The sequence below is a fragment of the Streptococcus oralis genome (assembly GCF_023109195.1).
GTDB classification, from domain to species: domain Bacteria; phylum Bacillota; class Bacilli; order Lactobacillales; family Streptococcaceae; genus Streptococcus; species Streptococcus oralis_BV.
In genome coordinates this window covers 44759-67192 of the sequence record NZ_JALDUB010000001.1, presented here as the reverse complement: position 1 = coordinate 67192, position 22434 = coordinate 44759, and the positions used below count along the sequence as shown (strand labels likewise).

The following is a 22434-nucleotide window of genomic DNA, read 5'->3' as shown; positions in this document are numbered from 1 at the left end:
GCCCTGTTCCTCAAACTGAGAACAGGACTCTTTTTTCGTTTCTTATTCTTCTGTTCCAAGGAAATTTTTCGCAACAAGTGCTGCAAGAACGCCACCAACGATTGGGGCAAGGATGAAAATCCAAACTTGTTGAAGAGCTGCGCCACCTACAAAGACAGCAGGTGCCAAGCTACGAGCTGGGTTTACTGAAAGGCCAGTAATGTTCAATCCAACAAGGATCATCGCCATCAAGGACAAACCGATTACCAAACCAGCGATTGCGCCATTGCCCTTGCTTGCTGAAGTGACAGTCATGATAACTAGGACAAACAAGAAAGTTGCGATGACTTCAAACAAGAATCCACCAAAGACAGTGACACCGTTTGCCAAGGCATTTTCACCAAGGCTAGCAGTTGACATGCCTGAGTTAGACAAGAGGAAGAATACTGCAGCTGACGCAAGGAAAGCTCCAACTACTTGTCCAAGGATGTAGTTTACAAGTTCTGAAGATGACAAGCGTTTGTTTACAAACATAGCGATCGAAACGGCTGGGTTCAAGTGAGCACCTGAAACAGTTCCGATTGAGAAAGCTGCAACCACAATTGCTAAACCAAAGGCAAAAGCAATTCCAAGGTGTCCAAGACCATTAAGACCATTTCCAAAAACAACGGCTCCTGTTCCGATGAACACAAGCATAAATGTACCGATTAATTCAGCAACAAATTTTTTCATGATAAGTCTCCTTTTTTCAAACTATGTATTAGTCTATCAAAAGAAGGAAAGGGTTTCAAGAAAATTGACTGGAAAGTTATTTGAAAATTATGAAACGACTCGCTTATCCTTAGTACTGAAAGGATTGAATGGCTTCTTTCAAGTCATTTTGCAAACTATTTCTCTGGTCAAGTTGGATATAGACTTCCAACAGACAGGATCTGAAGTTGGAAAATTTATAAAAATCTTCCCTCTCTTCTATCGGAAAGTCAATAGTTTTTACCCAAGAAGCTACTTGTTCCTGCTCTAATTTCCCTTGCAAAATGGGTTCATAAAGTACTCTCGCTAAGCGCCAATCCTCATCATTTGTAAAACGAATGGTAATTCTTTTAAATAGTTGACCCAGTACATCAAATACTTCAGAAACTCTGTTACTAGGAAAATCTGGATGACAAACGACTTCCGTCAAGAGATCCGCTCCATGCGCAAAAGCGTGAACCCAACCATACTGACTTGAAAAACCTGTCGTATCCTTTTCTTTTTTTAAGTAATACAAACCTTGAGATAGCATAGCATTTCTTATATCAGCTTTTAATCCTTTATAGAAAAGAGAGTGCTCGTTACCATCTGCAGACAAAAGATTGGCATAAATAAGCGCCCTAAAAGAACGTTTAAGAGCCGAAACTCCTCTACTATCAATCTCTTTGTATAGACCTTCATCAGAGGAGACCTCTTCTGAGATAAACTGAAACTGTTCAAGGGAAAACAGTTCTTCTTGAATCCCTCTAGCCAAACTCGTAAAAACAAGTTCGTCTCGAATTTCTGGAGAGGGATCTCCCAAATGCTCGAGCAACCACTGAATTTCTTCTCGACTATAGCTTGGTTTTTCTTCTGTCACTTTTCTTTGTAATTTTTTACGCATCTCAAGTACCTCTACATTTCTAGTAACTTATCAAAAAGCCATCCAAAGATGACTTTGAAGAGGAATATTTGGAAAAATAGTTGGAGGGGGAAATCGAGAAGGAATAGGGCATGGTTAAAACACTATTTTTTCTTTTTCGGAGTTAAATCTTCAAAAGATGTACTATTTTTACTAACAGCCTAGCTAATTGCTTTTTGTCCTAAACCATTAATTGAACTATCCATTTGAGCTGCTAAAGTCGTTACAGCAGTCTTATTTGTCATAGCAAGAACCCCTATCTCCTCATCGCACTTATCTACAATACCTTTTCTACCTGATTTTATAGGAGGAGCACAAAATGCTTTGATAGCTGCTCTTTCTAATGTTTTTTTGATTTCTCGTCTGGCTGATTCTGACATAGGTCCAATCAAAGCATCTATGACTAAATCCACTAGCATTTCTTCTGCCCCCTTTCTAACTCATATAAGGCTTTTATTTGACTATAACTCTCTTCTAACTCTTTTTCTAAGCGAGAGCGTTCTTTTCGGTACTGAGTCTGCAACTCTTCATCTTTTGCCTCTATTTTAGCATACTGCCGAAGATACTCACTACTCGTCTCACTTGAATAAGATTCTAATAACATCAGAAATTGATGGTGCTCCCCATCGTCTCCAGATTTCTGTCTACCAAAATCATAAGCAATGTTCTCAAACTCCTCATATAATCTGGTCAACTGAGAACGATTATGATCTAAACTTTCATAGGATTCTTCTATTTTCTTCTTAGCAGTTCTATAATCATCCTCCAAAGACCAAAGTCCCTCTTCTTGCTTTTTTATTTTCACTTGGATTTCTTCTAGTTTGTCCATTGATTAATATCCCTTGCCAAGCTTTCGTCTCCTTCAACCGCCTGTTCAACACCTTTCTGAATGTTGGTTTCCAAATCCGTAAAGGCTTTTACAATCGCAGCTGATTTACTTACTTTTTTATCAAAATGTCTCTGAGTCTCACCCACAATACTATCATACGTTACCCCAGCTTCTACATAGACATCCTCTATCTCATCATTAGTTAACTCTGTTACAAACCAGGGAACTTCCTTACTTTTATCGTAGAGTGTTTCAGCATCTGTAACTGCTTTTTTAGCCACTGCCTCAATCTCGCTGTGTCCGTTACTGACACTCTCTGTCATTGCCGTCGCAACAGCTGTTGCTTGGACACTATCCAAGAAAAACATCTCATGGCTACTTATACTGCCATCTGATAAAAATTTAGTATTCAACTGTTTTAGAAGTCCATTTTTGACACCTTGTAATTTCTTCAGGGTCTCATAGTTCTTCTTTTCAAGTCCAGTCATTTTCTCTGGACTCTGTTTTTCCAAAATATCCTTGATTTGGTTAATTTGATTTTTATCACCCGTAATATCTGGGTCAATATTGTGCCCACCAGAATTTTCAAGCAGATAATCTTCTCCCAAGTATACACCTAAAAAAGGCTTTGAGATATTGTTAAGAAAGTCATCTTGAGTCCGGATTCGTACTACTTGACCTGTGAATGTCTTTTGTTTATTGATTATCTTCTCCCTTGCCGAATCCCACGGAGTCAGATAATCTATGATTTTATCTTTAGATTCGATAAGACCTTCTAAATAGAGAGGGGCTGAGTTATATACCACAGTACGCGGAGCGTTATACTCTAAGGCCACCCTCTGAGCGATGTTCCCTCCTAAAGAATGTCCAGTTAGAGTAATATTATCCCCATATCTCTGTCGAATCCTTTCATAAAATTTGAAAGCTTCATCATAATGAAAACCGAGCGCCATGGCTATACTACCGACATCTGTAGCGACATCCTTGACTATATCCGCATTAGGATTCGTTCCCGTATAGGCAATGATCACCTCTCCACTGTCCTTATCTAGGAAGGCTGTACCACTTGTGCCAGCGGAATCATCATGAAAATCATCTAGATATTGGAGGTTGGAGGGGATAGTCTTATCCTTTTGAGCACCTATTTTCTTATCTAAAATTTGTTCATCAGTTGCTCCTCTCCACCTTGCATTCTCAAATTCATAAGTCAGGTTCGCTGCATCCAGAGTTGGAATTCCACTGTTAACTGATTCTTTTTCACTCATTCTTTCGCATGCTCCTTATTTATAATCAGGTCAATCAGGATGTTTTAAATGTTAGCAAATTAATTAGAAACACTATTTCTATCATCTATCCAACTTGAAACTATCTCACTCATTCCATCATTTGGGGTATCCTTAAAAGCAATATTAACATTCAATCGATAACCTTTTGTATTATTATAAGATTCCGCTCCACTTATTGATAACATGTGTTCTCCATTTGAATTAAGGAAATTATTTATCGTAGAGTTATCACTAATATAATAGATTTCAAACACATTGCGATTTGAAAAATATCGAAACTTTTCAAGCTTCATCTTAGATAAAACATCTCTATTCAAACTTAATTTTTGGAACAGAAAACCTTTATAACCCCAAATTTTTTCCGCTACCTCATTGTTAGAAAATATAAATTCACCATCTTTATATTCTACATCAACATGCTCTTCCACTTCTTCTTTATATGGATCAGTAGAAATTTGTATAGTCTCTATCTTTCCTTTTATGGTTTGACTTTCTTCATCCCCATCTAAGGAAACTACTGTTCTGAGCGAATCCTTATAAAATGTTTGAGTAATATTAAACCCTTTCGGAAATTGCTTAAACAAATCAAACAGATTCTCGGTTGGATAGACACGACTAACCTCAGAGACCTTGTTCTCAATCCATTCTCGACTGTTCTTATTTTCTCCACATCCTGCCAATCCTATCATGATCAATCCTCCTAAAAGTAATATTGCGAAAAACGCGCGTTTTTTCATAACCTTCTCCTTATTTATAATATTCAATAAGATAGCCACCATCATTCTCTTGTAGGATATCATAAAAAGCAATATTGCCTTGCGTCTTATTCAAATTCGTAAGTCATATTCGCCACGTCTAAAGTTGGAATTCCACTATTGGCCGTTATATACCTCCGCATTTGATACCGTTTCTTTAAAATAATAGCCATCATTGTAATCTAGTAAAATTGAGTAGTAGTAATAACCCTCATTTTGTAGAGAACTTCCAATCTCCAGTACGGATGTTTCAGAATCATTTTTATGAAAATAATTATTAACTACTTCATTTTCTGTAAAATATAAAATACTAAAACCATTTGTCACGCTATTATACGATTTCTCTTTTAATCTTAACTTAGACAATTCTGTTTTATTTAAAGTCAACTTTTGAAATAAAAATCTGTCAAACTTCCACATTTTTTTAGCAGTTTCTTCATCAGAAAAAATAAATTTATTGTCTACATACTGAACACTTACTACCTCTTCTTCGCTTTCTGGTGCATCATCCTTCGCTGGAATTTTAGCAAGAGTACCCGTTATTGTATGCGATGTAGCATCACCTTTCAGCTTAATTTCTGTGATAAAATCGTCAATTCCATCACTTTTCTTTTTGAAATAGACCTGCTCAATCTCAAACCCTTTCGGAAATTGCTTAAACAAGTCAAACAGATTCTCTGTTGGATAGACACGACTAACTTCAGATACTTTGTTTTCAATCCATTCTCGACTGTTCTTATTTTCTCCACATCCTGTTATTCCTATCATCATCAATCCTACTAAAACTAACTTTGCGAAAAACATACGTTTTTTCATAATACTCTCCTTACTTATAATATTCAATAAAACAGCTGACCATAGCTTCCTTATAATATACCATAAAAGCAATATTTCCTTGCTTCTTATTCAAGTTCGTAAGTCAGATTTGCTGTATCTAGAGTAGCAATACCACTATTCTCTGTATCCTTCTTACTCATACTTCTCTCCTAATTCGATACTCTCTCCTTAAAATAATAGTCATCATTAAAATCAACAGTAACAGAATAGTAATAAAAGTCGTCTAATCTCAAGGAACTACCAAATCCTAGCACTGTTTCAACTTGTTGCTGTTTATTAAAATATTGGTTAATCGTTGTGTTTTTAATAATATAATCTATATCAAAAGAACCATTATTTCCGTTAAAATGTTTGTTTTTTAATGATAATTTACTTAAAAATTCTTTATCTATACCTAGTTTTTGAAACAAGAAACCATCAAACTTCCATATCTTTTTAGCGGTTTCTTCATTAGAAAAAATAAATTTGTTGTCTACATATTGAACATTTACTACTTCTTCTTCGCTTTTTGGTGCATCATCCTTCGCTGGGCTTTTAGCAAGAGTACCTGTTATTGTATGCGATGTTGCATCACCTTTCAGCTTAATTTCTGTGATAAAATCGTCAATTCCATCACTTTTCTTTTTAAAATAAACCTGCTCAATCTCAAACCCTTCTGGAAATTGCTTAAACAAATCAAACAGATTCTCGGTTGGATAGACACGACTAACCTCAGAGACTTTGTTCTCAATCCATTCTCGACTGTTCTTATTTTCTCCACATCCTGCCAATCCTATCATGATCAATCCTACTAAAACTAACTTTGCGAAAAACATACGTTTTTTCATAATACTCTCCTTATTTATAATATTCAATAAAACAGCTGACCATAGCTCCCTTATAATATACCATAAAAGCAATATTTCCTTGCTTCTTATTCAAATTCGTAAGTCAGATTAGAAGCATCTAAAGTTGGAATTCCACTGTTCATAAATTTTTCATCTAGCATTTTATTTCCTATTAATTTGATACCGTTTCTCTATATGTATAAATACTATCGTAGTTGACAGTTACTGAATAATAGTAATAATCGTCGTTTCGGTATGAACTTCCAAAGCCTAATGTTGCTTGTTCATTTTCATCTTTTTTAAAATACTGATTGATAGTTTGATTTTGAACTAAATAATCAATATCAAATGCTCCATTATTGCCATTATAATTTTTAGATTTCATAGATAATGAAGATAGAAAAGAGTGATTAATTGTTAACTTTTGAAATAAAAATCCATTAAAAGGCCATAATTCTTTCGCCTTCTTCTCATCAGAAAAGATAAACTTCCCATCAATATAATCTACTTTTATAGTTTCTTCTGGCTTTTCAGTAATATCATCAGAAGCACGTGTTTTAGTTAGTACTCCGGAAATTGTTTGGTTACTACTATCTCCTTGTAAAGTTATTTCGATAATATAGTTTCCACGTTTTATAAATACTTGATTTACTTTGAACCCCTCCGGAAACTGCTTAAACAAATCAAACAGATTCTCGGTTGGATAGACACGACTAACCTCAGAGACTTTGTTCTCAATCCATTCTCTACTGTTCTTATTTTCTCCACATCCTGTTAATCCTATCATGATCAATCCTCCTAAAAGTAATATTGCGAAAAACGCGCGTTTTTTCATAACCTTCTCCTTACTTATGATAATTAATAAAACAACTAATCATATTTCCCTTATAGTATATCATAAAAGGCTGATATGACTGTTTCATCTATGATGTTAAAATCCTGTCTAATACATTTTAAAACACTGTAATTCTAAAGGTCATGATATAATAGACAATGAATAACAAGCATTACTTGAAGGAGAAATGTATGAAAAAATCGTTCAGACTTTGTTGCCTAGCTTGTGTGACAACACTAGCCTTAGCCCTTGGTGCTTGCTCATCAAAGCCATCTACTAGTTCTACAAATAATTCAAACAATCAGGCTTCTACCTATCACAAGAAAGATGTAACTGGTCCTGCTGCTTCATTTGACTGGAATGCCAAAGTTGAACCTACCAACTATGAGAGAACCTTTGTTGAAACCAACAGTGGCAGTCAATTTAATAAAACTTTAGATCGCACGAAAGAGGCGGCTGAGAATCTTGAAAAAAAGAAAAAGGAAATTTCGGATCCTAAGGTTCAAACAGCCCTCAAATTAGTGGATGCTGTCTTTGTCAATCAAGAAAATTTTGACCTAGTTGTGAAATCAGCGAGTGCTAGCAATCAAGAAGAGTTATTTGATAAGATTTGGAACGAATATTTAGTCCCTGAGTTAACTAAAATCCGTCCGAATTTTTCAAATGATACCGTCTTTGAATATAAAGGAGAAAAATATCCTCTCAAAATTTATGCTCCTATGTTTTTCAAGGTCAACACCAATGCATTAGGAAAAGCAGGTGCCTATACTCTTGAGGACTATAAGGTGGAGGGCGACATGGTTTATTTGAAATTTATGTCCCCATCTGTTGATACCTACCAATACGAAGTCAAGGCTACTTATCATGATAACTTCCAAGACTTCTTTCAAGGACTGGTGGAAGAGCAACAAAAGGTTGGTCAGTCCGACTATGCTAAGGCTCTAAATATTCGATTTGTTTATCAATTAGCGGCGCTTGATTTTAAAGCTGACAACTACGTAGACCTAGAGGGCATGGATTATCTTGATCGTAACACCCATTACCTTGCCATAAAAGTGGATAATAATGGTGAAGCTAGCCTTGACAATGAAAATCTCGCCAACCTTTTACAAATTAGCATGAAGGCTTCAAACGAGGCCAATAAAGGAAAATTTGAATAAATCTTTAAAGCATAAAAAAATCACCTCAAACAGGTGATTTTTGTGTATTCATCTTATCGATAAACCGTCTTAAATCCGACACTGGATACCCTTACTCTCCCAACTGGGCACTGTAAGCGATAATCTGGTCAACTGTTTCAGACAGAAACTGAATCGTATCACGGAGTGGTTTGTCTGTTGAGATATCCGCTCCGATAATCATGGCTGACTCAAGCGGTATCTTACTACCACCTGATTTGAGGAGGTTGAGCCAGTCTTCAGCTCCAGTTTCCGAATATTTCAGATGGAGGTAACCCGCAGTCGAGATAACTAGTCCAGCAGAGTAAGTGTAACTATACAAGCCCATGTAGTAGTGAGCTTGGCGCATCCAAGTGAGTGCCGCATCGTCGTCAATTTCAATAGCATCTCCCCAGAAATCTGTCAAGACTTCCTTCATAATGCTGTTGAGCTTGCTTGCTCCAAAGGTCTCCCCTTCTTCAATCAGTGTATAAACCTTACGCTGGAAGGCTGCCTCCAAGAGGTGGGTGATGAAATTATGGAAGTAGGTATCTGTCAAGCGGTGGGCAAGAGCGAAACGTTTTTGACGAGGGTCGTCAGATTGGTGCTCCAAGTAATCACTAAGAAGCAATTCATTGAAGGTTGATGGCGCTTCGACGTAGTAGGTCGACATATGAGCATTGAAGTAACTTTGGTGATTATCTGAAAAGATAAATTGACCAGAATGTCCGATTTCATGAATCAAGGTATAGATATCACTCAAACGACCTGTCCAGCTCATGAGGACATAAGGGTGCACGCGATACGGATCCGCCGCATAACCACCAGAATCCTTGCCACTGTTAGCAGCAAAGTCCACCCAGCGTTCTTCTTGATAGCGAGCAACTTCCTGACAATATTCTTGACCCAAAGGTTCTACTGACTTCATAACCAAATCATAGGCGTCGTCAATAGTCACTTCAGGATTGAGGGCGCTGTCCAAGTCCAATTTCCAGTCTGCAAAGGTCATCTTTTCAAGACCATTGACCTTGGCAACATGCTTGAGGTATCTCTGGGCAACTGGCGAAAAGTCCTTCATGATGAGGTCAATCTGACGGTCAAACATGGCACGGTCCACTTCTTGCTCAGCTAGGAGATAATCAAAGACTGAGTCGTAGCCCTTCATATCTGCCAAGAGTTTTTCAGACTTGACTTGAGCTAAATAGGCTGCTGCTGCCGTATTTTGGTGCTTACGGAGTCCCTCTGAGAAAGAACGGAAAGATTTCTCACGAACCTCAGCGTCCTCGTGGTTTTGGTAGAAATTTTCATAGGTAACAAAGCTGTTTTTGTAGGTCTTGCCATGGGCTTCAAAGTCAGCCATTTCAAAGTCCCCAGCACGCATCTTAGTATAAATGTCCTGTGGGCTGTAGAAAACTTCACCCAGATTGGTCAAGGCCTTCTCCACATCCGCCCCTAGGTAGTGGGCTTTTTTGATTTTGGCCTGACGAATGGCTGCCGTTAAGTGTGGCAGCTCACCCAAACGGTCCAAGACTTCCTCGTCTGCTGCCACCAAGGCGTCGTCAAAGAAGGTCAAGGCTACGCTGGCGTCTGTTTCAAATTCCATCCCAGCTTGGGCAATATTAGCAAATTCTTCATTGCTATAGTCTGTCGTCTGAGGCATAAAGGCATAATTGCCGATATGGCTCATCTGGATATAGATTTGTTCCAATTCCGCAAAGGCCTTCTCGAAATCTTCAAAAGTGTGAAGATTTCCCTTGTAGTCACGGCTAAATTGGTTGATATCTTCGCGAGTCTTTTCGATTGCTCGCAAGAAGTCCTCACGGTCTTGGTATAGGGCGGTTAAATCCCAAAGTTCCTTTTCTGGAAATTCTGAACGGTGTTTTTGTTCCATTTTCTTCCTCTTATTTTTCTAATTCTACTAAAACACTAAGGGCTGATAAGGCGTAAAGTGGTGCTGTTTCTGCTCGCAAGATGCGAGGGCCAAGTCCTGCCAAAACAGCTTCTTTGGCTTCAAAACTTTCAATTTCCGCAGGTGATAGACCACCTTCTGGACCAAATATAAAGAGCAACTTAGCTCCTTTTTCAAGACCAGTGACTGCTTGCAGAAGCGCAGCGGTCTCTCCTTCTTTTGCTGATTCTTCATAGGCCACTACAATAGAGTCAAACTGGTCCAGCTGGGCTAGAAAGTCTGCTTTTTTCTCAAAAAGTTGGATACTTGGGACCAGATTCCGCTTGCTTTGTTCTGCTGCTCCAAGGGCAATTTTTTCTAGTTTTTCGGCTTTCTTGCCCAATTTCTTACCATCCCACTTGGCAACTGACCAGTCGGCAGGGAAGGCCCAGATTTGACTAGCTCCGAGCTCGGTTACTTTCTGAGTAATAAACTCCAGCTTGTCTCCCTTGGGAAAGCCAGATGCGATGGTCACTTGGATTGGCAGTTCCACATTGTCAGCTAATTCTTGAACCAACTCAAACTGACGTGCTTCCACATCCAACACGCGCGCCAAGCGCTTGACGCCATCATCAAAGACCAAGGTCACCTCATCATCTTCTTTCAAGCGCATGACCTGAAACATATGCTTGCTGGTTTCCTTGTCCTCAATAGTGACAGGAGAGATTGCACTGCCTTTGACAAAATACTGCTGCATGCTAGCCTCCAATCACACCTGAAATATCCTTGGTTTTCTTAAAGACACAGGCATTCCATTCCCCTTGAATCATGTGGGTTTCAAGGAAAAATCCAGCTGACTCAGCCGACTCGCGCACCATGTCCCACTTGTCCTTGATAATCCCACTCATGATCAGGTAGCCTTCGCCCTTGACCAAACGATAAGCATCCTCTGTCAGATGGATGAGAATATCCGCCAAGATATTAGCCACGATGACATCTGCCTCAATTTCTACACCCTTAAGCAAATCTCCAGCAGCAACATGGATATTTTCCATACCAGGGTTGAGCTCAATATTTTCCTGAGCCACACGAACAGCCACATCATCCAGGTCATAGGCGAAGATTTCTTTGGCACCAAGAAGCGAGCTAGCAATAGAAAGGACACCTGAACCAGTTCCTACATCCAGCACCGTTTCCCCACCACGAAGAACCTGCTCCAAGGCGAAAAGGCTCATCTTGGTCGTTGGATGCGTTCCAGTCCCAAAAGCCATGCCTGGATCCAGCTTGATAATCTTTTCTCCAGCAGTCGCCTCGTAGTCCGTCCAGGACGGCACAATGGTCAAGTCATGAGTGATGCGAGCTGGTTCATAATATTTCTTCCAGTTGTCTGCCCAGTCTTCCTCAGCCAAGGCAGTCGTCCCCATCTTGACCTCACCCAAATCCATAAAGTCTGTCAATTCTGCTAGACGAGCCTGCAAGTTCGCCTCAACCACTGCCACATCAACCGTATCTGGATAGTAGGCGGTCACTACGATTTCTTCTTGTTGCTCGACCTCTGGGAAAATCTCACCGAAGCGATCCACATTCCCCACATAGTCCATACTGTCTTCGATCGCAACACCTTGCGCCCCCAGCTCAATCAAGAGATTGGAGACCAGCTCCTCCCCCTCACGCTTCACTGTAACTTTTAACTCTTGCCATGTTTCCATTTTGTACTTTGCTTACCTTTCCATTAAGTTAAAAATATTCTTTCCGATAACAACAATAAGATTTTCTCTTAATTTCTTCTCTAACTCTAAGTCAATACCACTATTCTGTATGAATTTGTTTTCTACCATTTTATATAAGCGTCTCACTCTATTAGGATTTCCTGCAGCAAAATTAGGAGCATAATGATAAACAACTACTGGGACCTTATCATCAATTGAGCGTTTAGCAATCTGATTCCACAGATATTTATCAGTAATACCAAGAGACACTCCGTAAAGAATAATTATGTCAGAATTTTTAATTATCTCGCTATTCCTAACATCCATATTTTCTCTATATTCTTTCAAAATATATTCTTTTATAAGAAAACTTTTTTGCTCATCACTAAATGTAGCTGAAATTTGTGACTCGTCACTGACCCCTAAAATTGTACAAGCATCTAAAATACCATGCACATGGATTGGTTTTGATATTTGAAAACTATAAGCATTATGCCTCAGAGCATTACTAAATGTTACTGTTGATGATTCATATAACTTATCAAGTATACTAGTATAGTTTAAACTAAGAATATTTACATGATCATTTCCAATTGGCTTGTCATTATACTTTTGGCTAATAACTTCTTGATTTGATATAGGACAATCAGTCTTAATTCGATTTAGAGTGTTTTCAAAATCAATTTTATAATTTTCAACATTAAAGGTTTCCTCTACCATCCTTAAATAAGCAATTAAATCATCGATTATATCAGTAAAATCATCAATGAATTTATCCTTTGATTCTTTGCTTAGAATAATTCCAGAATTCTTTTTTGTTAATTCTCCAATTGATAATTCAAAATCTGACCAATTTTTATAATCATTTACTTTATCTGTAAATAACGATTCATAGATTAAATTTGAATATCTTTCTTTCTCTTTCCTTTCCATATAAACTTTATGTTGAAAGTCATAGAAATCCTTGTATTTTGTTTTTAAACCATATTGCAAATCTAAACCATTCCCAACAATATATGTAATATTCATTACTTAAATAATTTCCTTTCAAATGACTCTTCCTAATCAACCAGCATTCCACTATTTTGAAAAAGTTTTTACCGTCCCTTACATTCCTCAATCACATCTGTATAGTGTTCTTTCATTGCGCTATGAATCTGCTGTTTAAAAATACCAAACGTAAGATAATAAACAAATAGAACAATTCCTGCTAACAGTATCAGAAACAAAAAATATTCTGAAAATGAAAGTGTTTGATTATTCTCACCTTGTAAAGACAGAACATACAGCAACCCCCAGATAAGGGCCATAGAAATCCCAGCTACTTTCGTACCACTTTCTCTCTGCTTCTTTAACTTTAAATATTCCATATAGATGAATGTAGCTTCTTCTCTAGAATATTGTCCAGTTTTTAGTTTGCGTTTAACTTCCTTATTTAACGTCGTTGTTCCAATTATATAAACCACTTCATTTCCTCCAAATAATCCCTCACTCTATCCTGCAACTGGGGTACAACCTTATCTGAGCTAAGAAATTCCTCAATGCCCATCAGTCTATATCCCTGCCCTTCATCACCAAAGACAATCTTGTCAAACTGTTCCTGAGTCAACTTTCCCACTAGAAAGACGGATTCCTTCCCCTCAAAAAGCATACTTGGGTACACCTTAGTCCAAAGCAGACAATCCTCAGTCAGATGAATTCCTAGTTCTTCGTAAACTTCACGCGCCGCGCACTCAAAAGGACTTTCATCACCTTCTCGTCCGCCACCTGGTAATTCCCAGGTATTAGGGTATGGAATATTTGATTTGTCATCACGTAAGATAGTTAAGAGCTTATCACCACAAAAGAGGGCAATTTTGCAACCTGTAAAATCAGAAATTTCTTTTTCCATATCAGACTCCTAATACCTCGGATAAGGATAAAACTCTCCTTCTTCCAAGCCGACTTTTCCCTCTTCAAAGACTTCTTGGTTCCATTCCATGACAAATTCTTCTGCTTCTGGGTCTTCCAAAAAGTCCATGAGGGCATCCAGCCCAACCTCGGCAGTATCTTTCAGGAAAAGGGCAAAATAAGCTAAAAACTCGCGAGAAAATCCTTTTTTAGGCAGATAAGGAATGACAGCCAAATAATCTTCTGCATTAACTGTTGACTTAGCAGGATTGTAAAAAAGCACTGCTTCTTCAAAGAGAATATCATCCGAAGAAACCTCTCCGTCTTCATCCACCATCTCCACACCTGTAGCGTTTTGCGCTTCCAAGAGAAAACTCACTTCAACCGCGTGGTTGCGCTTGTCCCAGCTAATCTCATAGTCAAAAGGAAAGTTCTTGTCCAATTCTTCCTCTAAAACATCTAAAAATCCGTATGTTGCCATTTTGTCCTCTTTCTATGCGACTCTTTAATCGCCCCGATTGCTCGGAAATATGCTAAAATAGATACTACCATCTTACCACATATACATCAGAAAATCCATGTTAGAAAGGACTGCTATGCCAGACAATCTCGCGCTTCGCATGCGCCCTAAAACTATCGACCAAGTCATCGGTCAAAAGCATCTGGTAGGACCTGGAAAAATTATCCGTCGTATGGTGGAAGCCAATCGTCTGTCTTCCATGATTCTCTACGGACCTCCAGGAATCGGCAAAACCAGTATCGCCTCTGCCATCGCTGGAACAACCAAGTATGCCTTTCGGACCTTCAATGCCACTGTTGATAGTAAAAAACGGCTCCAAGAGATTGCTGAAGAAGCTAAATTCTCAGGTGGCCTTGTACTGCTACTAGACGAGATTCATCGTCTTGACAAAACCAAGCAAGACTTTCTCCTTCCTCTCTTGGAAAGTGGACTTGTCATCATGATTGGGGCTACGACTGAAAATCCCTTCTTTTCTGTCACTCCTGCCATCCGTAGCCGTGTTCAGATTTTTGAGTTGGAACCTCTGTCCAATCAAGATGTCAAAGAAGCGATTCAGATAGCTCTAAGTAACCCTGAGCGTGGTTTTGATTTTCCAGTAGAGCTAGATGAGGAGGCGCTGGATTTCATCGCAACCTCTACAAACGGAGATCTTCGCTCTGCCTTCAACTCACTTGACTTGGCTGTTCTCTCTACCCCTGAAAATGATAAGGGCATCCGCCATATCACTCTTGATATCATGGAGAACAGTCTGCAAAGGAGCTATATAACTATGGACAAGGATGGGGATGGCCACTATGATGTCCTCTCAGCCCTGCAAAAGTCCATCCGCGGCTCGGATGTGGATGCCAGTCTTCATTACGCAGCCCGCTTGATTGAAGCTGGGGATCTGCCTAGTCTCGCTCGTCGTTTGACTGTGATTGCCTATGAGGATATTGGTTTGGCCAATCCTGAAGCCCAGATTCATACCGTAACTGCTCTAGATGCTGCACAAAGAATTGGTTTCCCAGAAGCTCGCATTCTCATTGCCAATATCGTGATTGATTTGGCCCTTTCTCCAAAATCCAACTCAGCCTATGTGGCTATGGACAAGGCTCTTGCTGACCTCAAAACATCAGGGCATTTGCCCATTCCACGACATCTGCGTGATGGACATTATAGTGGTAGCAAGGAATTGGGCAACGCTCAAAACTATCTCTATCCACACAACTATCCTGGACACTGGGTCAAACAAGACTACTTGCCAGAAAAGATTCGCAATCATAGCTACTTTTCACCAGAGGAAACTGGCAAGTACGAACGGGCCTTAGCCCAACGTAAGGAAACCATTGATAAATTAAGAAACTTGTGAAATCCTTTTCAAAAAAAATAAATTTTCCTCTTGAATTTTTTAAAAAAAGTGGTATCATATAAACATAGAAACGCTGTGGTGTACGACTTCACACTTAAGTGTTGACCGACTATTTTTTGTATTATTAGGGAAACAAAAGTCTTCTAACAGCATGTAAGCCGTCTCACACGGAAACAGCTTCAGTTAGAGCGAGTTGCCCACCTGCTTAATTGCGCGGGTTCAATACAAACCGTGAAGATTCGGCACCAATACAGCTTTTTCTTTGCCTCCTTAGCTCAGCTGGCAGAGCAGCGGACTCTTAATCCGTGGGTCACAGGTTCGATCCCTGTAGGGGGCACTAAATACAACAGGAAAAAGCCTTAATTTCAAGGCTTTTTTGCTTGTCTATAACTGATTTGCTCCATCATTTGCCCCACTTTTAAATCTATCTTTTCTTTTTGAATCAAATTACATCTTAACAAATAGTGTAAAGCCAGTTACTTTTGCTTTGATGCCATACAATATTTTCATGTAGAGAAGACAAATTTTATCTTCTCTTTTTATTTTCAAAATGATAAAAACTGAAACTTCCAAATTTTCCATTTTGTTTATTGACATTTCCTCTAAAAAGGTGTATAATATTTTTATTATCAAACTATACTATACTATATAGGGGGTATTGAAATGAAATTTTCTAATCGTTTACTGCTATTCCTTGCAGGAGTTGTTTTTGTCCTTTTAGGACTTTTCCTATTTACAAACCCAGTAGCTAATCTTGTTGCTTACAGCTGGTGGATTGCATTTGGTTTACTGGTTTCTTCTATAGCAGCTATTTTAGGCTATTTCTCTGTACCAAAAGAGCTTCGCTCACCAGCTCATCTTTTCCAAGGGATTGTTAATCTTCTCTTAGCTCTTTACCTCGTTGCCTATGGCTTTGTGACGCTGCCAGTTGTCATTCCAACTATTTTAGGAATTTGGTTAATTGTAGAAGCCATTATAGCTTTCTTTAAAGGCAATCGTCTGGGATTGATTTTCCCTATTATTGGCAACCATATCATGTGGATAGCGTTGCTTGCATTTTTACTAGGTCTAGTGATTTTGTTCAATCCAGTAGCTACAAGTGTCTTTGTCGTTTATGTCGTTGCCTTTGCATTTTTAATTGTTGGTTTCACCTATATCCTTGATGCCTTTCGTAAATAGTCTAGTTGCTATTTCTATCGCATTCAAAAAAGCTGGGAAATCATATTCTCAGCTTTTTCGTCTCTTTAATTATCACTTTTTCGCATTCCATTCTACGTAGAATTGCTCTAAGTATTCTTCCAAAAAGTGATGGCATAGTGCTCTAGCATTCGATAAGTTGCAATAATAACCGGTCGAGAAGGGGGCATCGACTCAATCATACCGAAAATAAAAGAGCGAATGTTATCTGCAAAAAGAAAGCTTAGATTCTTTGCGATTTCAACAAAAAAAGCACTGTTTGTACTGACCCCAAAAAGTTAGACAAGTAATTTAAGTGAAGGATTTAGTTCTGTATTTCACAGGACTAATGTAAGTGGCTCATTTGGACTATCCTCCTGTTTTGTTTTGTCACTTACAGTATAGTCCTTTTAGGCTTTTCTTGTATTTTGAGTTTAACTAGCACCACGGGTATTATTTTTCCTTTTACTTACCAGATAGAAGTTAAAACTTAATTGAAAAGAACCATTTAATTTAACTAATGCATGTTCTTAAAATTTCCTAAGTCTACCAACAGCTCTATCTAAATCTTTCTTTTTAATCAAAATTTTAAAATTGCCTAATTTATAGAATATAAGTTTTTAAATAAAAATTTAATCTTTTTGTAATATATTGTATATTGTATAAAAGATTATTGTATGCTATAATTCACCTTGTGTAGCAGTATTTTGTACTACTAAATATAGGAGATTTTATTCTATCTCTATAAAGTAATAAAGGAGTGTAAGCCCATGGAAAATGTTGTTGTCTCAATTTTTCATATTGAAAGTGAAGCCTTTCAGGCCTTTTCAGAATTAAAACAGTTTGTTCAAACTGAAAATACAAAATTAGCTCAGGCTTCAATTGTAAAAGCTGAAAATGGTGTTGTTAACGTCAAAGATAGCTTTGATTTGATGAATTCCCTAGGAGATGATTATTTCGAAGGCGGATTAATTGGTAGTTTAATCGGAATTTTAGGTGGACCACTAGGTGTTCTCTTTGGTTTTGCTACTGGTGGAGCAATTGGCGCCTCCGTTGGTTCAGACAAAGAATTGATCAATTCGGCATTAATTACAACCGTTAGTAAAAAGTTGACTAATGGCGAAGTAGCTATTATTGCACTTGTACAAGAAAATGATGAATCTGTTTTAAATGCTATTTTTGAAAAGTATCAGGTTGACATTGCTAGATGGGATGTCGCTACTGTTGCGGCAGAGATAGAGTCAGCTCTCAAAATTCAAGAAGATTTAGAGCATCAAGCTAAAGCTCGCTTAATTGCGGATAAAAAAGAAGCTCGTCGTGAAAAATTTGATAAATTGAAAGCTAATATTAAAGAGAAATTTTCGAAAAAAAATTAACAGACTGAAGAGACTGAGGTAAAAAGATTTCGATTTTTAAAAATCTTTACTATTAAGCTATTTAAATAAATGGTTTAAATTAATAAAAAAGCGACCAAACGGAGTTTTCTGGCACTTAAACTTCTGTTTATTCGCTTTTTATGTTAGTCATGTAAATTTGTAGCTAATTTACATGACTTTTCTATATTCTCTAATAATAGGCACTGATGATTTATCATAGGTACACCGGTCTCCTGAATCAAAGCTTATAGAGTTATGGTTCGTCTGGATACGAGGGTCAACATATATAGGTATTATAGGTTTTCTAACCAAATGTGAGTCATTTGTTTTTGCCCCACTTTTGCCCCATTTTTAAATCCTGACATTGAAAATACCTAAAAGTATTTCCCTAAAATCAGCTATATTTCAACATTTTTGTTTATTTTCAATATGAAAAGTTCTTACAAATTCATGCAGGGGGCATCTAAATACAACAGGAAAAGCCTTGAAATCAAGGCTTTTTTGTTTATTCTGAACTAAGAAATGACAAGATTTTTAGGATATTCTGAGTCTAATATAGATGAAATTCTTTTCTTATAAGAAAAAACGCTAGATAGCGTTTTTTGTTATTCTTAGTTACTCGTCTAATCGAATAAACATCATTGCGTTAAGCAAAGAGATGAGAGCGACTGTATTGACATTATTGGAATAGATCAGTCTCTTATTTTCAATCGGCGGAATAATAAAATTAGAAATAATGATGTCGTAAGGTGATTCTTTTAGAGCATCAAGGGATAACTCTAATTCACCCCAAACTTCCAGTTCAAAATTGTTACTGCAATAGTAAGAAAGTGTCTCAGCTATTGATTTTGCATGATACTGATCAAAATTACTCATAACCAAAACCTTTAATTTCGGTTGATTTTGTAAAAGATTTAGCACCAAGTGTTTGCTATGAGTGATAAAAGTATAAGACAAATGATTGACCTTCATTGAACTATCATCCATTTCCAAAGTCTTTAGATAATGTTCCATTCCTTCCTTCACCTCTGAAACAAAGCGAGGGAAAATATTTTGAAAGTTCTTGATTGTATTACCTTTTTGATCAAATAGGATAAACTCTGTCGATAATTCCTGACGATGCAGATGTGCCGTATTATGCAGATGCCAAATCAGATTGTCTCTATTGTCTACTTGAAGATTATAGTCTCTTGATACCTGATCTACTAGATCTCCCAATAACTGATACGATTTTTTTACATAACTGTCTGTTTTTGCATGGTTCAGAAATACTTCTTCATCTATGAAAAACATTTTTTGAAAATAGGATACAAACAGTTGACCTATCACTTCTATATTCAATGAGATATGATATTCAGAATCAAAGCTGGCTACAATCTCTTCGATTTCTTCTGCCTGCATGAAAGATTCCAACAATTGATTGTTAAAAGAATTTTTCTCAACTTCCAAGAAATGACCAAACTTTATTCGGTATAAATTTGTTACGAGGAGTAACTTTAACATTCGTTGAGTGGCGAAATTGACTGGAAATGCAGTTTCTTTATAGACCAGTGCCAACAGCTTACACAAAGGTTCTACAGAAAAATCTTCAAAGGGCCATTCGAGGAAATAATATTTCTCTGAAAAATATTGGGCAAAAAAGTAACGGATATCGATTTCATTTCCAGTGATTCGAACTGGATTGAGGCTAATTTCAAAACGATATTGCTTCTTAATAATTTTATTAATATGACTGATGATACGGTAAAGAGAGGAAGAACTGATATAAAACTCTTTGCAAATATTCTCTTTATCACATCCTTCATTGAAGAAGACAAATTCTAATATTGAAAAGTGAGTTGAATGCTTAAAAAAATGATGATAGATCATTTCAATATCACTATCGTCAGTATTTATGATACGGATACCATTTGTCGAGGAATGAAATAGCAAGTCAGGAAAAGAAGATCTGACATGGGATAAGTCATCTTTTACAGAACGTTCTGCACAGTGCAATAATTCTGCTAGTTCTGAAATATGAAACCAGCGTTTGTTTTCAAATAGTAATTCTAATAATTCTAATTGTCTGTGACTTTTTTTCGATAATAAATCTCTCATGAATAGCTTTTCTCTCTTTGTAATAAACTAAACGATTGCCTATCAATCTTCATGCAATTATACCATATAGAGTGCATTTATCCTCTTACAACGACTTTTGCTTGTCATCAAAAGACTAGTCTAATCACTTAGAAACTCAGTAGCACCAAGATTTTCTTATTTATTTGTACCTATGGTGTATTTTTATAATACGTAATCTAAGACAAATTATTATCCTTCCATATTTAAATATTATATAATTAATTTAATCAAAGAAATTGATTTTCTGAAATTGATTCTTTGATTTAGAAATAGAAAAGGAGGATACACTATGTTGTGGTCCATTATTGTAGGAGGTCTTATTGGTCTCGCCGCTGGTGCAATCACTAAAAAAGGTGGTTCAATGGGAATAATTGCAAATATCTTTGCAGGGCTTATCGGTTCATCTGTAGGACAATCTCTTCTCGGAAGCTGGGGACCTTCATTGGCTGGGATGGCTATTATTCCATCAATCGTAGGTGCTGTGATTGTTGTTGCAGTCGTTTCATTTCTATTTGGTAAAAAATAAGCATTACCTAATAAGAAATTAAAAGTGATAAGCCATAATTTTGAATACTGTAGACGGGTAAAATTATGGTTTAAAGCTTTTCATTTGAAAGGATTTAATATGTCAAAATCAAAGAAAATATTGTTACTTATTTTCTGTATCTTAATCTTGACTATTTTCCTTCCTATTCTCATAGATTATCATCAGGTCAGTGATTTAGATATCCACTTATTCAGTTGGAGAGATTTCTACGCTGAATTTCTGATTGCTAGATATGTCTTTTGGGGGACACTTGTCCTATCGGTTTTAGTTTTAATTTCAATGTTAGTGATACTCTTTTATCCTAAACAATATTTAGAGATTCAATTAGAAACTCAAGAAGATACATTAAAACTAAAAAATTCAGCTATCGAAGGCTTTGTTCGATGTTTGGTCATTGATCATCAGTTGATGAAAGAACCAACGGTCCATGTAAATAGCCGCAAAAATAAATGTTTCGTTACTGTAGAAGGAAAAATTCTTCCTTCAGACAACATCTCAAATCGATGTCTAGTCATTCAGAATGAAATAACTCATGGATTAAAGCAGTTCTTTGGTATTGAACGTGAGGTAAAACTTGAAGTTAAAGTTAAAGAAGTTGAACCTCGAAAAACGACCAAAAAGACTGTTAGTCGTGTAAAGTAAGGAAGTAAAAATGGAATGGTTTAAAAAATATCAGTATCCAATTATTGCAGGTTTAGTAGGTGTCATTCTCGCTTGCTTTATCTTATCCTTTGGCTTTTTCAAAACACTATTTGTACTAATTTGTGGAGCCTTAGGAGCATTTGCTGGATACTATGTTAAGGAAAAATATTTAAATAAATAAAGGAGTCTCGTATGTCAAACGTAGATAAAAATGTAGAAAAAAAAGATGTTGCTGTTGTTTCTCAAAATGTTAAAGGGGAACTCACTTATGAAGACAAAGTAATCCAAAAAATCATTGGTCTTTCACTTGAAAAAGTACCTGGACTTTTGGATGTGGATGGAGGATTCTTCTCTAATCTAACAGAAAAAATTATCAATACAGATAATGTCACTCATGGTGTCAATGTTGAAGTTGGGAAAGAACAAGTTGCAGTTGACTTGAACATTGTTGTTGAGTACCAAAAGAATGTCCCTGCTTTGTACAAAGAAATCAAAGATGTTGTCGTATCACAAGTTACAAAAATGACTGATCTAGAAGTTGTTGAAGTCAATGTGAATGTTGTTGATATCAAAACGAAGGAACAGCATGAAGCAGATTCAGTTAGCCTCCAAGACCGAGTAACTGACGTGGCTTCTTCAACAGGAGAATTTGCTTCAGAACAATTTGAAAAAGTGAAATCTGGTATCGGTTCAGGTGTTGCTGCTGTTCAAGAAAAAGTAGGCGAAGGTGTTGAAGCCGTTAAAGGCGAAACAAAGGAAAATGCTCGCGTACACTAATTTATCTTGTCAAAATCAATCAATTTAAAGGAGGCAGAATCATGTCAACAGAAGAAAAATTAAACCAAGCAAAAGGTTCCATTAAAGAAGGTGTCGGCAAAATGATCGGCGATGAAAAAATGGAAAAAGAAGGAACAGCTGAAAAAGTTGTTTCTAAAGTAAAAGAAGTTGCTGAAGATGCTAAAGACGCTGTCGAAGGCGCTATTGAAGGTGTTAAAAACATGCTTCACAAAGATGAAAAATAAGGCTAAACGTTAATTGACCTTTTCATTATAGTAGTCAAAAAG

At 37.1% G+C, this 22434-nt stretch carries 26 protein-coding genes and 1 tRNA gene; 10 read left to right on the top strand and 17 right to left on the bottom strand.

Annotated elements, in window-relative coordinates:
* Window positions 1-42: 42 nt before the first annotated feature.
* From M1F65_RS00395 to M1F65_RS00355, 9 genes are all read right to left on the bottom strand, one after another.
* Complete coding sequence (locus tag M1F65_RS00395; protein WP_000714824.1) at window positions 43-711, bottom strand: MIP/aquaporin family protein; 669 nt, start codon at window positions 709-711, stop codon at window positions 43-45.
* Between the two features lie 109 nt (window positions 712-820).
* Entirely contained in the window at window positions 821-1612 is a 792-nt protein-coding gene (locus tag M1F65_RS00390; protein WP_132973746.1) for a DUF2785 domain-containing protein, read from the bottom strand.
* A gap of 179 nt (window positions 1613-1791) precedes the next feature.
* A complete protein-coding gene (locus M1F65_RS00385; RefSeq protein ID WP_247925264.1) occupies window positions 1792-2049 on the bottom strand; it encodes a hypothetical protein in 258 nt (85 codons plus the stop codon).
* Window positions 2043-2459 (bottom strand): hypothetical protein, encoded by a 417-nt coding sequence (locus tag M1F65_RS00380; RefSeq protein WP_042902659.1) that lies wholly within the window; start codon window positions 2457-2459, stop codon window positions 2043-2045. Before M1F65_RS00380 ends, M1F65_RS00385 begins: the two co-directional genes overlap by 7 nt.
* Window positions 2447-3724 (bottom strand): Tle-like phospholipase domain-containing protein, encoded by a 1278-nt coding sequence (locus tag M1F65_RS00375; RefSeq protein ID WP_042902658.1) that lies wholly within the window; start codon window positions 3722-3724, stop codon window positions 2447-2449. The genes M1F65_RS00380 and M1F65_RS00375 overlap by 13 nt, the downstream gene beginning before the upstream one ends.
* Window positions 3725-3783: 59 nt before the next feature.
* A complete protein-coding gene (locus M1F65_RS00370; protein WP_042902657.1) occupies window positions 3784-4482 on the bottom strand; it encodes a hypothetical protein in 699 nt (232 codons plus the stop codon).
* Between the two features lie 135 nt (window positions 4483-4617).
* Window positions 4618-5316 (bottom strand): hypothetical protein, encoded by a 699-nt coding sequence (locus tag M1F65_RS00365; RefSeq protein WP_042902656.1) that lies wholly within the window; start codon window positions 5314-5316, stop codon window positions 4618-4620.
* A 170-nt stretch (window positions 5317-5486) separates the two neighbouring features.
* Window positions 5487-6164: a hypothetical protein gene (locus M1F65_RS00360; protein WP_042902655.1), complete on the bottom strand. Its 678-nt coding sequence runs from the start codon at window positions 6162-6164 to the stop codon at window positions 5487-5489.
* A 172-nt stretch (window positions 6165-6336) separates the two neighbouring features.
* Window positions 6337-6999 carry a hypothetical protein gene (locus M1F65_RS00355; protein WP_042902654.1) on the bottom strand — a complete coding sequence of 221 codons (663 nt, stop codon included), beginning with the start codon at window positions 6997-6999 and terminating at the stop codon, window positions 6337-6339.
* A gap of 191 nt (window positions 7000-7190) precedes the next feature.
* On the opposite strand from M1F65_RS00355, the gene M1F65_RS00350 reads away from it, so the two are divergent.
* The gene (locus M1F65_RS00350) at window positions 7191-8159 is read left to right on the top strand and encodes a hypothetical protein (protein ID WP_000748114.1); all 969 of its coding nucleotides are present in this window, start codon (window positions 7191-7193) and stop codon (window positions 8157-8159) included.
* Window positions 8160-8250: 91 nt separating this feature from the next.
* On the opposite strand, the gene pepF is transcribed toward M1F65_RS00350, so the two are convergent.
* From pepF to M1F65_RS00315, 7 genes are all read right to left on the bottom strand, one after another.
* Window positions 8251-10047 carry an oligoendopeptidase F gene (pepF, locus tag M1F65_RS00345; RefSeq protein WP_247925263.1) on the bottom strand — a complete coding sequence of 599 codons (1797 nt, stop codon included), beginning with the start codon at window positions 10045-10047 and terminating at the stop codon, window positions 8251-8253.
* Window positions 10048-10057: 10 nt separating this feature from the next.
* Window positions 10058-10801 carry a 16S rRNA (uracil(1498)-N(3))-methyltransferase gene (locus tag M1F65_RS00340; RefSeq protein WP_042902652.1) on the bottom strand — a complete coding sequence of 248 codons (744 nt, stop codon included), beginning with the start codon at window positions 10799-10801 and terminating at the stop codon, window positions 10058-10060.
* A gap of 1 nt (window position 10802) precedes the next feature.
* Window positions 10803-11753: a 50S ribosomal protein L11 methyltransferase gene (prmA, locus tag M1F65_RS00335; protein ID WP_042902651.1), complete on the bottom strand. Its 951-nt coding sequence runs from the start codon at window positions 11751-11753 to the stop codon at window positions 10803-10805.
* A gap of 12 nt (window positions 11754-11765) precedes the next feature.
* Window positions 11766-12782 carry an AbiH family protein gene (locus M1F65_RS00330; RefSeq protein ID WP_042902650.1) on the bottom strand — a complete coding sequence of 339 codons (1017 nt, stop codon included), beginning with the start codon at window positions 12780-12782 and terminating at the stop codon, window positions 11766-11768.
* Window positions 12783-12850: 68 nt separating this feature from the next.
* Window positions 12851-13219: a hypothetical protein gene (locus M1F65_RS00325; RefSeq protein ID WP_042902649.1), complete on the bottom strand. Its 369-nt coding sequence runs from the start codon at window positions 13217-13219 to the stop codon at window positions 12851-12853.
* Window positions 13207-13644 (bottom strand): NUDIX hydrolase, encoded by a 438-nt coding sequence (locus tag M1F65_RS00320; protein ID WP_042902648.1) that lies wholly within the window; start codon window positions 13642-13644, stop codon window positions 13207-13209. Before M1F65_RS00320 ends, M1F65_RS00325 begins: the two co-directional genes overlap by 13 nt.
* A 9-nt stretch (window positions 13645-13653) precedes the next feature.
* Window positions 13654-14124 carry a DUF3013 family protein gene (locus M1F65_RS00315; RefSeq protein ID WP_038804952.1) on the bottom strand — a complete coding sequence of 157 codons (471 nt, stop codon included), beginning with the start codon at window positions 14122-14124 and terminating at the stop codon, window positions 13654-13656.
* A 115-nt stretch (window positions 14125-14239) separates the two neighbouring features.
* Here M1F65_RS00315 and M1F65_RS00310 point away from each other — a divergent pair, with 115 nt between their 5' ends.
* The 4 genes from M1F65_RS00310 (at window position 14240) to M1F65_RS00295 (ending at window position 18063) form a co-directional block, all read left to right on the top strand.
* The gene (locus M1F65_RS00310; RefSeq protein ID WP_001113236.1) at window positions 14240-15511 is read left to right on the top strand and encodes a replication-associated recombination protein A; all 1272 of its coding nucleotides are present in this window, start codon (window positions 14240-14242) and stop codon (window positions 15509-15511) included.
* A gap of 264 nt (window positions 15512-15775) precedes the next feature.
* Window positions 15776-15848 (top strand) — tRNA-Lys (locus M1F65_RS00305).
* Between the two features lie 326 nt (window positions 15849-16174).
* Entirely contained in the window at window positions 16175-16690 is a 516-nt protein-coding gene (locus M1F65_RS00300) for a DUF308 domain-containing protein (RefSeq protein WP_000672739.1), read from the top strand.
* A gap of 767 nt (window positions 16691-17457) precedes the next feature.
* A complete protein-coding gene (locus M1F65_RS00295) occupies window positions 17458-18063 on the top strand; it encodes a DUF1269 domain-containing protein (RefSeq protein WP_061597013.1) in 606 nt (201 codons plus the stop codon).
* A gap of 615 nt (window positions 18064-18678) precedes the next feature.
* On the opposite strand, the gene M1F65_RS00290 is transcribed toward M1F65_RS00295, so the two are convergent.
* The gene (locus M1F65_RS00290) at window positions 18679-20160 is read right to left on the bottom strand and encodes an AcpB/EbpR/MafR family transcriptional regulator (protein WP_247925262.1); all 1482 of its coding nucleotides are present in this window, start codon (window positions 20158-20160) and stop codon (window positions 18679-18681) included.
* A gap of 310 nt (window positions 20161-20470) precedes the next feature.
* Between M1F65_RS00290 and M1F65_RS00285 the strand changes: the two genes are divergently transcribed.
* The 5 genes from M1F65_RS00285 to M1F65_RS00265 all read left to right on the top strand — a co-directional run bounded on the left by M1F65_RS00285 (window position 20471) and on the right by M1F65_RS00265 (window position 22392).
* On the top strand, window positions 20471-20707 hold the full coding sequence (locus M1F65_RS00285) for a GlsB/YeaQ/YmgE family stress response membrane protein (protein WP_042768735.1): 237 nt from the start codon (window positions 20471-20473) through the stop codon (window positions 20705-20707).
* A gap of 99 nt (window positions 20708-20806) precedes the next feature.
* Window positions 20807-21370 (top strand): alkaline shock response membrane anchor protein AmaP, encoded by a 564-nt coding sequence (gene amaP / locus M1F65_RS00280; RefSeq protein ID WP_000045615.1) that lies wholly within the window; start codon window positions 20807-20809, stop codon window positions 21368-21370.
* Window positions 21371-21380: 10 nt separating this feature from the next.
* On the top strand, window positions 21381-21551 hold the full coding sequence (locus tag M1F65_RS00275; RefSeq protein ID WP_000454669.1) for a DUF2273 domain-containing protein: 171 nt from the start codon (window positions 21381-21383) through the stop codon (window positions 21549-21551).
* Window positions 21552-21562: 11 nt separating this feature from the next.
* Entirely contained in the window at window positions 21563-22147 is a 585-nt protein-coding gene (locus tag M1F65_RS00270; protein ID WP_049489623.1) for an Asp23/Gls24 family envelope stress response protein, read from the top strand.
* Between the two features lie 41 nt (window positions 22148-22188).
* The gene (locus M1F65_RS00265; protein ID WP_000102421.1) at window positions 22189-22392 is read left to right on the top strand and encodes a CsbD family protein; all 204 of its coding nucleotides are present in this window, start codon (window positions 22189-22191) and stop codon (window positions 22390-22392) included.
* Window positions 22393-22434: the final 42 nt, after the last annotated feature.